The 17809-nt window shown below is 72.1% G+C and carries 18 protein-coding genes; 13 read left to right on the forward strand and 5 right to left on the reverse strand.

From position 1 onward, the window contains the following. Positions 1-93 precede the first annotated feature (93 nt). Together ACZ45T_RS18140 and ACZ45T_RS18145 are read left to right on the forward strand one after the other, a co-directional pair. The gene (locus ACZ45T_RS18140; protein WP_468442328.1) at positions 94-1179 is read left to right on the forward strand and encodes an ABC transporter permease; all 1086 of its coding nucleotides are present in this window, start codon (positions 94-96) and stop codon (positions 1177-1179) included. Further along, positions 1176-1856: an ABC transporter ATP-binding protein gene (locus tag ACZ45T_RS18145; protein ID WP_468442330.1), complete on the forward strand. Its 681-nt coding sequence runs from the start codon at positions 1176-1178 to the stop codon at positions 1854-1856. Before ACZ45T_RS18140 ends, ACZ45T_RS18145 begins: the two co-directional genes overlap by 4 nt. On the opposite strand, the gene ACZ45T_RS18150 is transcribed toward ACZ45T_RS18145, so the two are convergent. Beyond that, positions 1842-3380, reverse strand: a complete 1539-nt coding sequence (locus ACZ45T_RS18150) for a hypothetical protein (RefSeq protein ID WP_468442332.1) — start codon at positions 3378-3380, stop codon at positions 1842-1844. The genes ACZ45T_RS18145 and ACZ45T_RS18150 overlap by 15 nt on opposite strands. Before the next feature lie 186 nt (positions 3381-3566). Further along, positions 3567-4370, reverse strand: a complete 804-nt coding sequence (locus tag ACZ45T_RS18155) for an IclR family transcriptional regulator (RefSeq protein ID WP_401604614.1) — start codon at positions 4368-4370, stop codon at positions 3567-3569. A gap of 337 nt (positions 4371-4707) precedes the next feature. On the opposite strand from ACZ45T_RS18155, the gene allB reads away from it, so the two are divergent. Together allB and alc are read left to right on the forward strand one after the other, a co-directional pair. Beyond that, the gene (allB, locus tag ACZ45T_RS18160; RefSeq protein WP_468442376.1) at positions 4708-6042 is read left to right on the forward strand and encodes an allantoinase AllB; all 1335 of its coding nucleotides are present in this window, start codon (positions 4708-4710) and stop codon (positions 6040-6042) included. A 2-nt stretch (positions 6043-6044) separates the two neighbouring features. Continuing rightward, positions 6045-7172 carry an allantoicase gene (alc, locus tag ACZ45T_RS18165; RefSeq protein ID WP_468442334.1) on the forward strand — a complete coding sequence of 376 codons (1128 nt, stop codon included), beginning with the start codon at positions 6045-6047 and terminating at the stop codon, positions 7170-7172. A 207-nt stretch (positions 7173-7379) separates the two neighbouring features. Here alc and ACZ45T_RS18170 read toward each other — a convergent pair whose 3' ends face one another. Further along, entirely contained in the window at positions 7380-8111 is a 732-nt protein-coding gene (locus ACZ45T_RS18170; protein ID WP_468442336.1) for an SDR family oxidoreductase, read from the reverse strand. Between the two features lie 173 nt (positions 8112-8284). Between ACZ45T_RS18170 and ACZ45T_RS18175 the strand changes: the two genes are divergently transcribed. Continuing rightward, a complete protein-coding gene (locus tag ACZ45T_RS18175) occupies positions 8285-8902 on the forward strand; it encodes a dihydrofolate reductase family protein (RefSeq protein WP_468442338.1) in 618 nt (205 codons plus the stop codon). Position 8903: 1 nt separating this feature from the next. On the opposite strand, the gene ACZ45T_RS18180 is transcribed toward ACZ45T_RS18175, so the two are convergent. Further along, positions 8904-9272 (reverse strand): hypothetical protein, encoded by a 369-nt coding sequence (locus tag ACZ45T_RS18180; protein WP_468442340.1) that lies wholly within the window; start codon positions 9270-9272, stop codon positions 8904-8906. 134 nt (positions 9273-9406) lie between these two features. Here ACZ45T_RS18180 and ACZ45T_RS18185 point away from each other — a divergent pair, with 134 nt between their 5' ends. Then, the gene (locus tag ACZ45T_RS18185; RefSeq protein ID WP_468442342.1) at positions 9407-10324 is read left to right on the forward strand and encodes a DMT family transporter; all 918 of its coding nucleotides are present in this window, start codon (positions 9407-9409) and stop codon (positions 10322-10324) included. Between the two features lie 110 nt (positions 10325-10434). On the opposite strand, the gene ACZ45T_RS18190 is transcribed toward ACZ45T_RS18185, so the two are convergent. Continuing rightward, on the reverse strand, positions 10435-11448 hold the full coding sequence (locus ACZ45T_RS18190) for a Gfo/Idh/MocA family protein (RefSeq protein WP_468442344.1): 1014 nt from the start codon (positions 11446-11448) through the stop codon (positions 10435-10437). 139 nt (positions 11449-11587) lie between these two features. Here ACZ45T_RS18190 and ACZ45T_RS18195 point away from each other — a divergent pair, with 139 nt between their 5' ends. The 7 genes from ACZ45T_RS18195 to ACZ45T_RS18225 are packed head-to-tail and all read left to right on the forward strand — an operon-like array spanning position 11588 to position 17719. Then, on the forward strand, positions 11588-12598 hold the full coding sequence (locus ACZ45T_RS18195; protein WP_468442346.1) for a sugar ABC transporter substrate-binding protein: 1011 nt from the start codon (positions 11588-11590) through the stop codon (positions 12596-12598). Then, positions 12595-13629, forward strand: a complete 1035-nt coding sequence (locus ACZ45T_RS18200; protein ID WP_468442348.1) for an ABC transporter permease — start codon at positions 12595-12597, stop codon at positions 13627-13629. The genes ACZ45T_RS18195 and ACZ45T_RS18200 overlap by 4 nt, the downstream gene beginning before the upstream one ends. Then, a complete protein-coding gene (locus tag ACZ45T_RS18205; RefSeq protein WP_468442350.1) occupies positions 13626-14468 on the forward strand; it encodes an ATP-binding cassette domain-containing protein in 843 nt (280 codons plus the stop codon). The genes ACZ45T_RS18200 and ACZ45T_RS18205 overlap by 4 nt, the downstream gene beginning before the upstream one ends. Further along, the gene (locus ACZ45T_RS18210; RefSeq protein ID WP_468442352.1) at positions 14465-15655 is read left to right on the forward strand and encodes an ROK family glucokinase; all 1191 of its coding nucleotides are present in this window, start codon (positions 14465-14467) and stop codon (positions 15653-15655) included. The genes ACZ45T_RS18205 and ACZ45T_RS18210 overlap by 4 nt, the downstream gene beginning before the upstream one ends. After that, positions 15652-16242 (forward strand): hypothetical protein, encoded by a 591-nt coding sequence (locus tag ACZ45T_RS18215; RefSeq protein WP_468442354.1) that lies wholly within the window; start codon positions 15652-15654, stop codon positions 16240-16242. Before ACZ45T_RS18210 ends, ACZ45T_RS18215 begins: the two co-directional genes overlap by 4 nt. A 28-nt stretch (positions 16243-16270) precedes the next feature. Then, on the forward strand, positions 16271-16903 hold the full coding sequence (locus tag ACZ45T_RS18220; RefSeq protein ID WP_468442356.1) for an MBL fold metallo-hydrolase: 633 nt from the start codon (positions 16271-16273) through the stop codon (positions 16901-16903). A gap of 30 nt (positions 16904-16933) precedes the next feature. Beyond that, positions 16934-17719, forward strand: coding sequence for an exodeoxyribonuclease III (locus ACZ45T_RS18225; RefSeq protein WP_468442358.1), 786 nt, complete (start codon positions 16934-16936; stop codon positions 17717-17719). Positions 17720-17809 lie beyond the last annotated feature (90 nt).

A 17809-nucleotide genomic window follows, 5' to 3' on the forward strand; every position in this document is an offset into this window, starting at 1 on the left:
CCAAAAGTTTGATGTCCGCGTGCACCCTTCGACACCAGGATCCCTACTGGGGCGCGATGCCTTGTGTCCCCGCGGAAGACCAAGGTGGGGATCATGTTCGTCGCATGGAGAGATCTACGGTTCGCCAAGGGCCGATTCGCCCTCATGGGCTCGGTCGTACTGCTGATCACGCTGCTGGTCGGCCTGCTGTCCGGGCTCACCTCCGGCCTGGCCCGGGAGAACATCTCGGCCATCACCGGTCTGCCCGCCACGCACCTGGCCTTCGCCGCGCCCGCCGGGGACCAGAAGGTGTCCTTCACCAACTCCCAGGTGACCGAGAGCGCCTGGCAGGCCTGGCGGGGGGAGCCCGGGGTGAAGTCGGCGGAGCCGCTCGGCATCCGCACCACCAACGCCTCGTCGGGTGAGCGCACCGCCGCCGTCTCGGTCTTCGGTGTGGATCCGGCCGGCCCGCTCGCCCCGCAGGGGACCGGCCTCACCCAGGGCCGGGTGGTCCTCGCCGAGAAGGCCGCGAAGGAGCTCGGCGGACTCACCGCCGGCGCCAAGCTGAAGATCGGCCCGCTCGAACTGACCGTGGCCGCCGTCTCCGGGACCGCCGCCTACAGCCACACCCCGGTCGTCTGGATGGACCTGGGCGACTGGCAGCGCATCGGGCATCCCGGAACCTCCCTCGACACCCTCGCCACCGTCGTCGCCGTCTCGGGGACCGGCATCGACCTCGCCGCCGCGGACGGGGCCGCCGGGACCGAGGCCCGGACCGTCGACGAGGCGCTGGGCGCCATAGGCTCGTACCAGGCCGAGAACGGCTCGCTCCAGCTGATGCGCGGCTTCCTCTTCGCCATCTCGGCCCTGGTGATAGGCGCCTTCTTCACCGTCTGGACGATCCAGCGCAGCGGGGACATCGCCGTCCTGAAGGCACTGGGTGCCTCCACCCCGTACCTGCTGAAGGACGCGCTCGGCCAGGCCGTGGTGATGCTCGCCATCGGCACGGGGCTGGGCACCGCGCTCGCCGCCGGCTTCGGCGCGCTGATCAGCGGCGGGGACGTGCCCTTCGTCCTGGACACCGCCACCGTGCTCGTGCCCGCCGCGATCATGATCGTGCTCGGCGCGCTGGGCGCCGCCCTGTCCATCCGGCGGATCACCGCCGTAGACCCGCTGACCGCCCTCGGGAGCGCCCGATGACCCTGCTCGTAGACGACGTCACGCTCACCTACCCCGACGGCGACGGCCGGCTGACCGCCCTCGACTCGGTCCGCCTGGAGGTGCCCGCGGGCACGCTGACGGCGGTGATCGGACCCTCCGGATCCGGCAAGTCCAGCCTGCTCGCGGTCGCCGCCACCCTCGTCACCCCGGACTCCGGCCGGGTCGTGGTGGCGGGCCGGGACACCACGAAGCTCACCGCCGCCGAGAAGTCGGCGCTGCGCCGGGAGAAGATCGGCATCGTCTTCCAGCAGCCGAACCTGCTGGCTTCGCTGACCGCCGCCGAACAGCTCCAGGTCATGGGACACCTCTCGGCCCGCCCGGCGCGGCAGGTGCGCCTGCGGGCGCTGGAGCTGCTGGACGCGGTGGGCCTGGCCGACAAGGCCGACAGGCGTCCCCACCAGCTCTCCGGCGGGCAGCGCCAGCGGATCAACATCGCCCGCGCCCTGATGAACGACCCCGCCGTGCTGCTGGTCGACGAGCCGACCAGCGCCCTCGACCACGAGCGGGGCGCGGCGGTGCTCGACCTGCTGGTCGCCCTGACCCGCGAGCGCTCCACCGCGACGGTGCTGGTCACGCACGACCACGCGCACCTGGAGCGGATGGACCGTACGGCGACGATGACCGACGGCCGGCTCACCGCGTCAGTTCGCGCGTAGCGGCTGCTGCCGGGCGGCCGGGTCGGGCCGCGCCGAAGGGGACAGGTAGGCGAGGAGGCCGCGCAGGCCGGGGAGGTCCGGCAGGGGGAGCGGCCGCCAGCCCCGCGCCCATGGAGGCGGCGGCGCTCCGGCGGTCACCAGCACGGCCGTGGGCCGGGTGCGGGCGAGGGCGGCGAGCCCGTCGGGGGTGATGCTGCCGTCGTGGTCCCCGTAAACCTGGCGCGAGGCGCACCCCGCGAGGAACGCGACCCGCACGGCCTCCCCGCCGCTGACCACGCAGGGCGGCCGTACCCCCTGGCGGTGCAGTTCGGCGACCACGGCGGTGAACGCGGTCCGGTTGGCCCGGCCGCGTGCTCCCAGCGCGGCGGTGACCACGAGCTGGAGCGCGAGATGCGCCGCCAGCGCCAGGCAGAGCGCCCCCAGGGCGAGCGGGCGGGTCCGGGCCCAGGTGACCAGCCGGGCCAGGCACAGGGCGACGGGGAGGGCCAGCAGGGCGTACGCGGGCAGCAGGAAGCGGGGCGCCGCGTACCCGACCATCAGGAGATACGGCGCCGCCAGGGACAGCGCGGCCGCCGTGGGTACGAGGACCAGGCGCAGCCGCCCGGCCCGGTAGGCGGTGACGAGCCCGCCCGCGGTGAGCAGCGGCAGCGCGAACCACCACAGGGCGGTGACGGGCTCGGACCAGGGCACGTCGCACGGGCGGCAGAGCGTACGGCCTCCCAGGGCGCGCAGGTGGTCGCCGAAGGCCGGGTTCCAGCCGAGGCCGCCCTGGATCTCGCCGGCGCGGTGCAGCCGGGTGAGGAGGCCGCCGTAGCGGAGCCCGGCCTCGATGACCCACTCGGCGCCTCCGAGCAGCGCCCCCACCGCGAGCGCCGCGAGCAGCGCGGGCCGCCGCCCGGCGCGGACGGCCGGCACGGCGCACGCCAGGGGCAGGACGAGCCAGACCGCGTCGGAGGGGCGCATGAGCGCGGCGAGGGCCGTCCCGGCGACGATCCCGGCGAGCGCGATGCGGTCAGCGGGATCGCGGGCGGCCCGCAGGAAGCAGCCGACGGCGAGGAGCGCCCCGAAGGCCACCCAGAGATTGGGCATGGCCTGCGGACCGTAGAACAGGGTCGTCCACAGACCGGCGAAGAGGGCCCCGGCCAGGGCGAGCACGGGTGCGGGGAGCAGTCGCCGCCATGCCCAGAGGGAGAGCAGGAGCGCCGCCGACGAAAGCAGCGCCAGGTAGATCCGCAGGGCCGTGACGGACGGGGTGAGGAGCGGGACGGGCGCGACGAGGAAGGTGATTCCGCGGGCGCGCGGGGCGCTGAAGAACGCGGCGGGAGCGTCGCGCGCGACCTGGCTGACGTACACGGTCTCGTCCCAGCCGAGTCCGGTGCCCGGCACGGCCAGGAGCAGCTGGGCGACGGCGTACGCGGCGGCGACGGGGGCCAGCCAGGTGAGGGCCCGCCGCCGCCCCGCGCCGGCGGCGGGCTCTGGCAGGGCGTCGGGCCGGCTCGGCGCCGTGACGGGGTTCGGGGCCATGGGCGGACCTCGGGGCGGGGAGGCGGGGCAGTTGGCCACCACGCTGCCCCGCCGGGGTGCGCCCCGCCATCGCGGACCGGCAGTCGGCCCAGCGCGCACGCGTACGGCCGTGCCCGGCCTGCTGGGCGGCTTGCGAGACGGCCCCGGCGCCCCTCGAAGCGAGGGGCGCCGGGGCGGTCACAGCAACTAGGCGGGGGTCTGGTTGGACAGGGCCACCGACAGCTCGGCGGCCACGCCCTGCAGGATCGGGACGAAGGACTCGGCCACGGCCTCGGTCACCCGGCCCGCCGGGCCGGAGATGGAGATCGCGGCGGCGGTCGGGGAGTTGGGCACGGAGACGGCGAGGCAGCGAACTCCTATTTCCTGCTCGTTGTCGTCGACCGCGTAGCCCACCTTGCGGACCTGCTCCAGCGCGTCGAGGAAGCCCTCGGGCGTGGTGATGGTCTTCTCGGTCGCCGCCGGCATCCCGGTGCGGGCGAGGAGGGCGCGTACCTCTTCGGCGGGGGTGTAGGCGAGGAGCGCCTTGCCCACACCGGTGGAGTGCGGCAGCACCCGGCGGCCGACCTCGGTGAACATGCGCATGGAGTGCTTGGAGGGCACCTGGGCGACGTAGACGATCTCGTCGCCGTCGAGCAGGGCCATGTTCGCCGTCTCGCCGGTCTCCTCGACCAGACGGGCGAGGTAGGGGCGGGCCCAGGTACCCAGCAGCCGCGACGCGGACTCGCCGAGGCGGATCAGGCGGGGGCCGAGGGAGTACCGTCGGTTGGGCTGCTGGCGTACGTAACCGCACGCCACCAGCGTGCGCATCAGCCGGTGGATGGTGGGCAGAGGCAGACCGCTGGCGGCGGAGAGCTCGCTGAGGCCGACCTCACCCCCGGCGTCGGCCATACGTTCGAGCAGATCGAAGGCGCGCTCAAGGGACTGGACGCCACCGCTGGCGGCAGGGGTCTTTGAGGAAGCGTCGGTGGTGCTGGCGCTGGACGTCGGCACGGCGCGGTCCTTTCGGTGCTGGCAGGCAAGGGAGCAGCCTACCCGGCGGCCGGCGGCGGCCCTAGTGCTGGGGTCGGGGCCGTCGCCGCCGGTCAGAGGCGGTTTGTCCGAGTGGCGGACGTCCTCGGGAAGTTACCTTCCCCGTTCTCGGTGGTGGTAGCTACATTCTGTATAGCGAAATCTTAATTCCATCCTGTGGAAACATCCAATTGCGATCCAGGTGTGTCAGTGGTCCGTCCGGGCGCTCTTGACTGCTCCGGGATCGCCATGAAGACTCCCTCAACAGAACGTTGAATTTCGCTCTGTGGAAGTAGATGGGGAGGTTCCGGTGTCCGACGTGGCTGTGGAACTGGTACTGCGCTCGACGCGCGTCATCACCCCCGAGGGGACGCGTGCCGCTTCGGTGGCCGTCGCCGGCGGGAAGATCACGGCCGTGCTGGCGTACGAGGCCGAGGTACCGGCTGGAGCCCGGCTGGAGGACTTCGGCGACGACGTCCTGCTTCCCGGCCTGGTCGACACCCACGTCCACGTGAACGACCCGGGCCGCACCCAGTGGGAAGGCTTCTGGACGGCCACCCGCGCCGCCGCGGCCGGAGGCATCACCACGATCCTCGACATGCCGCTGAACTCCCTGCCGCCGACCACCACGACCGACAACCTGAGCGTCAAGCAGGAGGTCGCCCGCGCCAAGGCGCACGTGGACGTCGGCTTCTGGGGCGGCGCCCTGCCGGACAACGTGAAGGACCTGCGCCCGTTGCACGACGCCGGCGTCTTCGGCTTCAAGTGCTTCCTGTCGCCCTCCGGCGTGGACGAGTTCCCCGAGCTCAACCAGGAGCAGCTGGCCACCTCCCTCGCCGAGATCACCGGCTTCGGCGGCCTGATGATCGTGCACGCCGAGGACCCCCACCACCTCGACGCCGCCCCCGTCGTCCCGGGCCCCAAGTACGCCGACTTCCTCGCCTCCCGCCCGCGCGACGCCGAGAACACCGCGATCGGCAACCTGATCGCCCAGGCCAAGCGGCTGAACGCCCGCGTCCACGTACTGCACCTGTCGTCCTCCGACGCGCTGCCGCTGATCGCCGCCGCCAAGGCCGAGGGCGTCAAGATCACGGTCGAGTCCTGCCCGCACTACCTCACCCTCACGGCCGAGGAAGTGCCGGACGGCGCCAGCGAGTTCAAGTGCTGCCCGCCCATCCGCGAGGCCGCCAACCAGGACCTCCTGTGGGACGCGCTCGCCGACGGCACCATCGACTGCATCGTCTCCGACCACTCGCCCTCCACCGCGGACCTGAAGACCAGCGACTTCTCCACCGCCTGGGGCGGCATCTCCTCCCTCCAGCTGGGCCTGCCCGCCATCTGGACCGAGGCGCGCCGCCGCGGCCGGACCCTGGAGGACGTCGTCCGCTGGATGTCCGCCGCCCCGGCCGCCCTCGCCGGCCTGGCGCAGAAGGGCGCGATCGAGGCCGGCCGCGACGCCGACTTCGCCGTGCTCGCCCCCGAAGAAACGTTCACCGTGGACCCGGCCGAGCTCCACCACCGCAACCAGGTCACGGCGTACGCGGGCAAGACCCTGCACGGCGTCGTGAAGTCCACCTGGCTGCGCGGTACGCAGATCGCCGACCACGGCACCCCGACCGAGCCCACGGGCCTCCTCCTCGAAAGGCAGAACTGACAGTGGCACAGCGTTCAACTGGTTTGGCTTCCTTCACCGGCAACGCGAACCCGTACGGAGGCGGCGACCCGTACGCGGACTACCGCACCGCGGACTTCCCCTTCACCCAGTACGCGAACCTCGCCGCCCGCGAGCTGGGCGCCGGTGTCACCTTCGCCAACGACGAGTTCTTCGCCGAGCGCGAGAACCTCCTCATCGCCGAGGCCCCGCACTTCGACCCCGAGCACTTCGGCCACAAGGGCAAGGTCATGGACGGCTGGGAGACCCGCCGCCGCCGCGGCGTCTCGGCCACCCAGCCCTGGCCGACCCCCGAGGACCACGACTACGCCCTGGTCCGCCTCGGCGCCCCCGGCGTGATCCGCGGCATCGTCGTCGACACCGCCCACTTCCGCGGCAACATGCCGCAGGCCGTCTCCGTCGAGGGCACCTCGGTCGAGGGCGCCCCGACGCCCGAGGAGCTCCTCGGCGACGACGTCAAGTGGACGACCCTCGTCCCGCGCACCCCGGTCGGCGGCCACGCGGCCAACGGCTTCGAGGTGAACGCCGAGCAGCGCTTCACGCACCTGCGCGTCAACCAGCACCCGGACGGCGGCATCGCCCGCCTGCGCGTGTACGGCGAGGTCGTCCCGGACCCGAAGTGGCTCGCCACGCTCGGCACCTTCGACGTCGTCGCGCTGGAGAACGGCGGCTCGGTCGAGGACGCGTCCAACCGCTTCTACTCCCCGCCGACCAACACCATCAACCCGGGCCGCTCCCGCAAGATGGACGACGGCTGGGAGACCGCGCGCCGCCGCGACAACGGCAACGACTGGATCCGCTACCAGCTCGTCGCCGAGTCCGAGATCCGCGCTGTCGAGATCGACACCGCGTACCTCAAGGGCAACTCCGCGGGCTGGGCCTCCCTCTCCGTCAAGACGGGCGAGGAGGGCGAGTGGACGGAGTTCCTGCCGCGCACCCGCCTGCAGCCCGACACCAACCACCGCTTCGTCCTGGACGCCCCGGCGGTCGGCACGCACGTGCGCATCGACATCTTCCCGGACGGCGGCTTCTCCCGCCTGCGCCTGTACGGCTCCCTGACGGAGGCGGGCGCGTCCGCGCACGCCGCCCGCCACCAGGAACTGGGCGGCTGACAGATTCAGCCTCGCCGGCGTTTGAGGCGCGGGGTCTGGGGCGGAGCCCCGGGAAACGCACCTGCACCCGCGCCCCGGGGGCCGACACCCCCGGGGCGCGCTTCGCGTTCCGGCCCCGCCGGCGTTTGAGGCGCGGGGTCTGGGGCGGAGCCCCAGGAAACGAACCCGCACCGTCCGCACGCCACGCCCGCACGCCCGGCCAGAGGGCTACGCGGCGTGCCCGCCGTCCACGGAGAACTCCGCGCCCGTGACGTACGCGGCCTCCGGTCCCGCGAGGAAGGCCACCATGGCCGCCACCTCCCGCGGGGCGCCGAACCGCCCGAGCGCCGTCATCGCGGCCTGCGGCCCCGCGTACGGCCCGTCAGCCGGGTTCATGTCCGTGTCCACCGGTCCCGGGTGGATGATGTTCGCGGTGATCCCGCGCTCGCCCAGCTCCCGTGCGAGGGCCTTGGTCAGCCCGATCAGCGCCGACTTGCTCATCGCGTAGAGCGTGCCGCCGGCCCCCGGTACGCGCTGGGTCATGCACGTCCCGATGGTGATGATCCGCCCGCCGGAGCCCATCCGCCCGGCCGCCGCCTGCGTGGTGGCGAACACCCCCCGCACGTTGACCGCGAGCACGTGCTCCACATCGGCCGGCGTGAGCCCCTCCAGCGGCCCGATGACCCCCACCCCCGCGTTGTTGACCAGCACGTCGAGCCCCCCGAGCTCCCGCACGGCCCGCTCCACCGCCGCCCCGGCGGCCGCCGGATCCCCCGCATCGGCCCGCAGCGCCACCCCGCGCCGCCCGAGCGCCTCGATCTTCCCGGCGACCTCGGCCGCCGCCTCCGCGTCGCTCACGTAGGTGAACGCGACGTCCGCGCCCTCCTCGGCCAGCCGCAGCGCGGTCGCGGCGCCGATCCCCCGGCTGCCACCCGTCACCAGTGCCACCTTGCCGTTCATGGCGTTCCTCCCTCGGTTGCCCACTAAGTGGTTGCGGGTTCAATGAAATGAGAATCCGCGATCGGGCGCTGGCGGGAATCGGACATGGCGTTCTCGCGCGCCGTGGCGATGAGTTTTCCGGGGTCCGGGAGTCTGAACCTGCGTAGGGACGACCGAGCAAGGAGCGCAGAGTCATGGGCAAGCTGACCCTCACCACCTTTCTGACCCTCGACGGTGTGATGCAGGCACCCGGTGGCCCGGACGAGGACCGCAGTGGCGGGTTCGAGTACGGCGGCTGGCTCGTGCCGTTCGCTGACGAGGGGATGGGGGAGTTCATCACCGAGGTGTACGGGCGGACCGAGGCGTTCCTGCTCGGGCGGCGGACGTACGAGATCTTCGCCTCGTACTGGCCGGAGCACGACGACCCCGCCGACCCCGTGGCGGGCGGGCTGAACCGGCTGCCGAAGTACGTGGCCTCCACCACCCTCAAGGAGCCGGCCTGGGGGCCGGTCACGGTGCTCGACGGGGAGCAGCTGCAGAGCGAGATCGTGAGGGTGAAGGACACCATGGACGGGGAGCTGCAGGTGCACGGCAGCGGGCAGCTCGCGCAGTGGCTGCTGGCCCGGGACCTCGTGGACGAGGTGAACCTGCTGGTGTTCCCGGTGTTCCTGGGCGCGGGGCGCAAGCTGTTTTCGACGGGTGGGCTGCCGACCGCCTTCGAGACGACCGGCTCCCGGACGACGTCCAGCGGCACGGCCATCCACACCTACCGGCCGAAGGGGCGGGCCACCTTCGGCAGCTTCATCGACTGACCTACCGGGGGTCCAGCGCCAGCTGGACCACGCGGCCCTCGCGCAGGACCAGCAGGTCCGGGGCCTCGTGCTCGTAGTGGCGGATCCGGCCGACCGGGCCCGGTGGGCGGATGTGGCGGGCGAGGAGCAGCAGGAAGTCCTCCAGGTCCGGGAGCTGTTCCTCGTGGACCTCCTGGCGGGTGGTCAGGGCCCAGGTGCCGTCCGCGCGCCGCCCGAAGTCGCCGACGAGCATGCCCCCGACCCGTGCGGCCGGGCCGCGGGTCGCCAGGAGCCCGTCCCCCGTCAGGTGGCGCCGGACCTCTGCCAGTACGGCTTCCGGTGTGTCGTCGAGCAGGTCGAACGCCAGGTCCAGGGCGTAGAGATCAGCCATGACGCCGATGCTACGGGGCCGAGGGGGGCGGGCCCGAAATGGGTCGACCGGCATGATCGGCTCCGGTACGGTGAGCCCGCACCTGTGCGAGCCGCCGAAGTCTCCACCTCGTCAGCGCCGTTGGAGACACTTCGATGACCGTGATCTCGCCCGCCCTCGAAGCCCCCCGCCGGGCCTGGCTCGCCGATGTGCCCGTGCTGGCCGTCGCCGTCGTATGGGGCGGCAGTTACCTCGCCGCCAAGGGCATCACCACCTCGCACACCGTCGTCGCCGTGCTCGTGCTGCGGTTCGCCCTGGTCCTGCCCGTCCTGGTGGTGGCCGGGTGGGCGCGGCTGCGCGCGCTGACCCCCGTCCAGCTGCGCGGCGCCGGGCTGCTGGGACTCGTACTCGGCGGGATCTTCCTGCTGGAGACCTACGGGGTCGTCCACACCTCCGCCACCAACGCCGGGCTGATCATCAGTCTGACCATGATCTTCACCCCGCTCGCCGAGGCTCTGGTGAAGAGGCGAGCGCCGTCCGGTGCCTTTCTCGCCGCCGCCGCGCTCTCCGTGGCCGGAGTCGTGCTGCTCACCCAGGGCGCCGGATTCACCGCGCCCAGCCTCGGTGACCTGCTGATCCTCGGCGCCGCCCTCGCGCGGACCCTGCACGTGCTGCTGATGGCCCGGGTCGAGGCCGTCCAGGACGCCGACTCGCTGTCCCTGACCACCGTGCAGCTCGGCGGCGCGGTGACGGTGTTCGCCCTGCTGGCCGCCGTGCCCGGGACCGGTGACAGCCCCTGGGCCGCCGCCGTGGATTTCGGGGCGGCCGAATGGGCCGGCCTGGCCTTCCTCTCCGTCTTCTGCACCCTCTTCGCCTTCTTCGTGCAGATGTGGGCCGTACGCCGCACCTCGCCCTCCCAGGTCAGCCTGCTGCTCGGCACCGAGCCGCTGTGGGCGGCCGTCGCCGGTATCGCGATCGCAGGAGAGCAGCTCGGCCCGCTCGGCTACGCGGGCGTCGTCCTGGTGCTGTCCGGCACCGCTTGGGGCCGCCGGGCCGTAGCCACCGCGCCGTAGCCACCGCCGTAGCCCCCGCGCCGTAACCCCGCCACCGGCTGAACGCCTGTCCGAAAAACGCCGCAGTCAGCGGCGGACCCCCGCAATAGGGTGGCCCAATGCCCACGCGCTCAGAGAACCGGCAGGTCCGGGAGTTCCTCCAGCCGGACCCGGCGCCGTTCCCGGCGCGAGCGCTCGCAGGCCTCCGCGACCCTGAGCGCGGCGAGCGCCTCCCGGCCGTCGCAGGGGTTGACGCCCTCCCCGCGCACCAGGTGCACGAAGGCCGCCAGCTCCGCCTCGTAGGCCGGGGCGAAACGTTCCAGGAAGCCCGTCCACGGTTTGGTCGCCGGGGGCGGGCCGTGCGGTTCGGTCGAGGCGATCGGCGTACGGTCGTCCAGTCCGACGGAGACCTGGTCCAGCTCTCCGGCCAGCTCCATGCGCACGTCGTACCCGGCGCCGTTCATCCGCGAGCCCGTGCAGGTGGCCAGAGTGCCGTCGTCCAGGGTGAGTACGGCCGCCGCCGTGTCGATGTCACCGGTCTCCCGGAACCGCGCCGGCCCCGAGTCCGACCCGGCCGCGTACACCTCGACCACCTCGTGCCCGGTCACCCAGCGGATCATGTCGAAGTCGTGCACCAGGCAGTCCCGGTACAGCCCGCCGGAGGTCGCCAGGTACGCGGCGGCGGGCGGCGCCGGATCGGCCGTCATCGTCCGTACGGTGTGCAGCCGGCCCAGGGCGCCCGAACGGACCAGCTCCCGCGCCGTGAGGTAGCCCGCGTCGAAGCGGCGCATGAAACCCACCTGGAGCAGCCCGCCCGCGGCCGTCACCTCGCGCAGCACCGCAAGCGTCCGGTCCAGGTCCGCGGCCAGCGGTTTCTCGCAGAACACCGGCAGCCCGCCGCGTACGGCCCGTACGACCATTTCGGCGTGCGCGTCGGTCGCGCAGGTCACGACCACCGCGTCCACGCCCCAGGTGAAGACCTGCTCGACGGAGGGCGCGGCGGTGGCCCCGAGCCGGTCGGCGAGGCGCGCCGCCCGCGCGGGATCGGCGTCCGCGAGCAGGAGCGAACCCGCCTCCGGGTGGCGGGCCAGCGCCGCCGCGTGGAAGGAGCCGATCCGGCCCGTTCCGATGAGCCCGATGCGCATGCACTCAACCTGACCCCGTACGGGGGACCTGTCAATCTGCCCGCGCATGCCCCGATGGCCCCTCATGGTCCACTGTGGCGGATACTGAGCGGCTGGAACCGGAATGACCGAATTGGTGACGAGGGAAGGGCGCGGCGACGTGGCTAGGGTTCGGACAGGGGTACGCGTCGTGGGCGCCGTGCTCGCGGCGGTACTGGGGGCCTCGCTCGCGGGCTGCAGCAGTACGGGCGGCAAGCGTGCCGAGGAGCGGGCGAAGGCCGCCGAGGCGGGTCGGCCCGCCGTGTCCACCCCGCGCTGGACCTTCGCGATGGTCACGCACGCGGGCGACGGCGACACCTTCTGGGACATCGTCCAGAAGGGCGCCAAGGAGGCCGCGGCGAAGGACAACATCAACTTCGTCTACGCGCACGACGACCAGGCGCAGCAGCAGGCGCAGTTCGTGCAGAACGCGATCGACCAGAAGGTCGACGGGATCGTCGTCAGCCTCGCCAAGCCCGAGGCGCTCAAGGACGTCATCGCCAAGGCCGTCAAGGCCGGCATCCCGGTGGTCACGGTCAATTCGGGATCCGCCCAGTCCGCCGAGTACGGGGCGCTGACCCACATCGGCCAGGACGAGACGATCGCGGGCGAGGCCGTCGGCACCGAGCTGGGCAAGCGCGGCCGCAAGAAGGCCGTCTGCGTCCTGCACGAGCAGGGCAACGTGGGCCACGAGCAGCGCTGCGCCGGGGCCAAGAAGACCTTCTCCGGGACCATGGAGAACCTGTACGTCGAGGGCACCAACATGCCCTCCGTCCAGGCGGCCGTCCAGGCCAAGCTCCAGGCGGACCCCTCCGTCGACGCGATCCTCACCCTCGGCGCGCCCTTCGCCCCCACCGCTGTCAAGGCGAAGGACGCGGCGGGCAGCAAGGCCGAGGTGGACACCTTCGACCTCAACGAGTCGGTCGCCCGCGACCTGAAGTCCGGCGCCCTCGGCTTCGCCGTCGACCAGCAGCCCTACCTCCAGGGCTACGAGGCCATCGACCTGCTCTGGCTCTACCGCTACAACGCGGACGTGCTCGGTGGCGGCCGCCCGGTGCTCACCGGGCCGCAGATCGTCACCGCGGCCGAGTCCGCCAAGCTGGAGGAGTTCATCAAGCGGGGCAGCCGATGAGCACGGTCTCCACCGTCGACGAACGGCTCGCGCCGACCTCCGCCGTGCGCAGGCTGCTCGGCCGCCCGGAGCTGGGCGCGGTGGTCGGCGCCGCCGCGGTCTTCGTCTTCTTCTCCTTCGCCGCCGACAGCTTCCTGCGGGCCTCCAGCCTCAGCACGATCCTGTACTCGGCCTCCACCATCGGGATCATGGCCGTCCCGGTGGCCCTGCTGATGATCGGCGGTGAGTTCGACCTCTCCGCCGGTGTCATGGTCACCACATCGGCCCTGCTGAGCTCGATGTTCAGCTACCAGATGACCGCCAACGTCTGGGTCGGCGTCCTGGTGTCGCTGCTGGTCACCCTGGCCGTCGGCTTCTTCAACGGGTTCATGCTGACCCGCACCAAGCTGCCCAGCTTCATCATCACGCTGGGCACCTTCCTGATGCTGACCGGCCTGAACCTCGGCTTCACCAAGCTGATCAGCGGCACGGTCTCCACCAAGACCATCGCCGACATGGAGGGCTTCTCCTCCGCGCGCGCCCTCTTCGCCTCGCAGTGGACGCTCGGCCCGGTCACCCTCAAGGTCACCGTCCTGTGGTGGCTGGCCCTGGTCGCCGTGGCCACCTGGATCCTGCTGCGCACCCGCGCCGGGAACTGGATCTTCGCGGTGGGCGGCGGGGCCGACGCGGCCCGCGCGACGGGTGTCCCGGTCGTGAAGACCCGGATCGGCCTCTACATGGGCGTCGCCCTGTGCGCCTGGATCTCCGGACAGCACATCCTCTTCTCGTTCGACGTGGTCCAGTCGGGCGAGGGCGTCGGCAACGAGTTCCTCTACATCATCGCGGCGGTCATCGGCGGCTGTCTGATGACCGGCGGCTACGGCTCCGCCATCGGCTCGGCGGTCGGCGCCTTCATCTTCGGCATGACCAGCAACGGCATCGTGTACGCCCAGTGGAACCCGGACTGGTTCAAGTTCTTCCTCGGCGCGATGCTCCTGCTGGCCACGCTGCTCAACGCATGGGTCCGCAAGCGGGCGGAGGCACGGGCATGACCGGCGCACTGGTGAAGCTGACCGACGTCAGCAAGTTCTACGGCAACATCCGCGCCCTCCAGGGGGTCTCCCTGGAGGTCTCGGCGGGCGAGATCACCTGTGTCCTCGGCGACAACGGCGCCGGCAAGTCCACCCTCATCAAGATCATCGCGGGGCTGCACCGGCACGACGCCGGCACCTTCGAGATCGAGGGCGAGGAGACCGCGCTCGCCAACCCGCGCGCCGCCCTCGACCACGGCATCGCCACCGTCTACCAGGACCTCGCCGTCGTCCCGCTCATGCCCGTCTGGCGGAACTTCTTCCTCGGCTCCGAGCCCACCAAGGGCCGCGGCCCCTTCCGCCGCCTCGACGTGGAGTTCATGCGCGAGACCACCCGCGCCGAACTGCTGCGCATGGGCATCGACCTGCGGGACGTGGACCAGCCCATCGGCACCCTGTCCGGCGGTGAACGGCAGTGCGTGGCCATCGCCCGCGCCGTCTACTTCGGAGCGAAGGTCCTCGTACTCGACGAGCCCACCGCCGCCCTCGGCGTCAAGCAGTCCGGCGTGGTCCTCAAGTACGTCGCCGCCGCCCGCGACGCGGGCCTCGGCGTGGTCCTGATCACCCACAACCCGCACCACGCCTACCTGGTGGGGGACCGTTTCGTCCTCCTCAAGCGCGGCACCATGGCGGGCAGCCACACCCGTGACTCGATCACCCTCGACGAGCTCACCCGGCAGATGGCGGGCGGCTCCGAGCTGGAGGAGCTGAGCCACGAACTGGAGCGAGTGGCAGAATCAGGACCGGACACCGCATCCGGTTCCCTTTCCGATGCCGACAGGAACGACACGACTCGATGAGCACGTACCGGGACTTCACGCTCTCCCACCGGGGGTCGGCGCGAGGCACCGTCCTGCGGACCATCGGCACCCGTGAGCGCCGGTCGCACCTGACCGCCCCGCGCGTCCCGACCGTCGGCATCGACATCGGCGGCACCAAGGTGATGGCCGGGGTCGTCGACGCCGACGGCATCATCCTGGAGAAGATCCGCACCGAGACCCCGGACAAGTCCAAGAGCCCCAAGGTCGTCGAGGACACCATCGTCGAGCTGGTCCTGGACCTCTCGGACCGGCACGACGTGCACGCGGTCGGCATCGGCGCGGCCGGCTGGGTCGACGCCGACCGCTCCCGCGTCCTGTTCGCACCCCACCTGGCCTGGCGCGACGAGCCGCTGCGCGACGCCCTCCAGTCCCGGCTCGCGGTCCCCGTCATGGTCGACAACGACGCCAACACCGCCGCCTGGGCGGAGTGGCGCTTCGGCGCCGGACGCGGCGAGGACCACCTCGTCATGATCACGCTCGGCACCGGTATCGGCGGCGCCATCCTCGAAGGCGGCCAGGTCAAGCGGGGCCGCTACGGGGTCGCGGGCGAGTTCGGCCACATGCAGGTCGTCCCCGGCGGCCACCGCTGCCCCTGCGGCAACCGCGGCTGCTGGGAGCAGTACAGCTCCGGCAACGCCCTGGTCCGCGAGGCCCGCGAGCTCGCCGCCGCGGACTCCCCGGTCGCGTACAACATCATCGCCAGGGTCGGCGGCAACGTCTCCGAGATCACCGGCCCGCTCATCACCGAGCTGGCCCGCGAGGGCGACGCCATGTGCGTCGAGCTGCTCCAGGACATCGGCCAGTGGCTCGGCGTCGGCATCGCCAACCTCGCCGCCGCCCTCGACCCGTCCTGCTTCGTCATCGGGGGCGGCGTCAGCGCCGCCGACGACCTGCTGATCGGCCCCGCCCGGGAGGCCTTCCGCCGCCACCTCACCGGCCGCGGCTACCGGCCGGAGGCCCGTATCGCCAAGGCCCAGCTCGGCCCCGAGGCCGGCATGGTCGGCGCCGCCGACCTCGCCCGGCTCGTCGCCCGGCGCTTCCGCCGCGCCACGCGCCGACGGGTCGAGCGGTACGAACGGTACGAGCGCTACGCGCAGCAGCTGGGCCGGCGCGACACCGCGGCACCCACGGACGCTACGGACCCCAAGGACGCAGAAAAGCCGTGACACCGCCCACCGTGCCCCACCAGGCCGCCGCCCCCGACGAGGGCGGCGCCCCGCAGCCCACCGCCGAGGACCGCAGGCACGTCGTCAAACGCCGCTGGATCACCGCGATCATCATCCTGCTGCTGATCGGCGTACCCGCGGGCTACCTGGCCATCTCCACCCAGCAGAGCCGCGAGAGCGGCCGCGACAAGGCCGCCCGGGTCGGCGCGTCCAAGGTGCGCCCGGGCTGGCCGTCCAAGGTGCAGCGCAGCATCTACGAGGTGCCCATCCCGCCGAAGGCGTGGCGGGTCGGGTTCCTGGAGACCAACAACTGGCGCACCAGCCGGCTGTACACCCAGTTCGCGGTCACCCCGCCCGAGCTGGACGCGTTCCTGGCCTCCGTGGGCACCAGCCGGGCGGAGCTGACTCCCGGGGTGTCGATCTCCGATCACGACACCTCGGTCGCGGGCTGGCACTGGAAGGCCGAGACCGAGTGGCTCGGGACCACCCTCGAACAGGACGACCCGAGGCCCACCCGGGACATCACCGTCGACCTCACGGACCCCAAGGTCTCCAAGGTCTACGTGGTCTCCTCGACCACCCCCTGAGTGCCCGGTCGGGGGCTAGGCTTGGATCATGAAGCTCACCAAGCGGCTGCATTCCTGCGTCCAGCTGGAGAAGGACGGGCACACGCTCGTCATCGACCCGGGCGCCTTCAGCGAACCGGACGCGGGCCTGGGGGCGGACGTCCTGCTGGTCACGCACGAGCACCCCGACCACTTCGAGGAGGGCCGGCTGCGGGCCGCCCTCGACGCGAATCCGGCGGCCGCGCTGTGGACCCTGCGCAGCGTCGCCGAGAAGCTCGGTCCCGCCTATCCGGGCCGGGTGCACACCGTCGGCCACGGGGACACCTTCAGCGCCGCCGGGTTCGAGGTGCAGGTGCACGGGGAACTGCACGCGGTGATCCACCCGGACCTCCCGCGGGTCACGAACGTCGGCTATCTCGTGGACGGCTCGCTCTTCCACCCGGGGGACGCGCTGACCGTGCCCGGGGTGCCGGTGGAGACCCTGATGGTCCCGGTGCACGCCCCCTGGAACAAGGTGTCCGAGGTGATCGACTACCTCCGCGAGGTCAAGCCGCGCCGGGCCCTCGACATCCACGACGCCTACCTCGCCGACATCGCCCGGCCGATCTACGACTTCGCCCTGGACACCCTGGGCGGCACCGACCACGGGCGACTCACCGCAGGCGACAGCGCAGATCTCTGAGTGTCGGTGCCGGACGGTAGGTTGGAACGTATGCGTATCGCCACCTTCAACGTCAACTCCATCACCGCCCGGCTGCCGCGTCTGCTGGCCTGGCTGGAGGCCTCCGGCACCGATGTCGTGTGCATCCAGGAGACCAAGTGCTCGGCGGAGCAGTTCCCGCACGCCGAGCTGCGCGAGCTGGGCTACGAGTCGGTGGTCAATGCCACCGGCCGCTGGAACGGCGTGGCCCTGCTCTCCAAGGCCGGCCTGGAGGACGTGGTCGTGGGCCTGCCCGGCGGGCCCGGCTACGAGGGCGTCGACGAGCCCCGCGCGATCTCGGCGACCTGCGGCGGGGTGCGGCTCTGGTCGGTGTACGTGCCCAACGGCCGCGAGGTCGAGCACGACCACTACGGATACAAGCTCGACTGGTTCCGGGCGCTGACCACGGCCGTCGCCGAGGACGCGGCCGGCCCGCGCCCCTTCGCGGTGCTCGGCGACTTCAATGTGGCCCCGACCGACGAGGACGTCTGGGACCCGGCCGTCTTCGTGGGCCTGACCCACGTCACCCCCGCCGAGCGGGCCGCCCTGGAGGCGCTGCGCGCGGCCGGGCTCTCCGACGTGCTCCCGCGCCCCCTGAAGTACGACCGCCCCTACACGTACTGGGACTACCGTCAGCTCGCCTTCCCCAAGAACAAGGGCATGCGCATCGACCTGGTCTACGGGAACGAGCCCTTCACCAAGGCCGTCACCGACGCCTACGTCGACCGCGAGGAGCGCAAGGGCAAGGGCGCGTCCGACCACGCGCCGGTCGTCGTGGACCTGGATCTCGAACGCTAGTGACCTGAGTCGGAGGTTTGTCGTTAGTTCGGTATGAGTCGTCCGGGTCCGAAGATTCCGCCGTTGTCGGTGACCGATGCCCAGCGGGCT

The organism is Streptomyces sp. NPDC030995 (assembly GCF_055571215.1).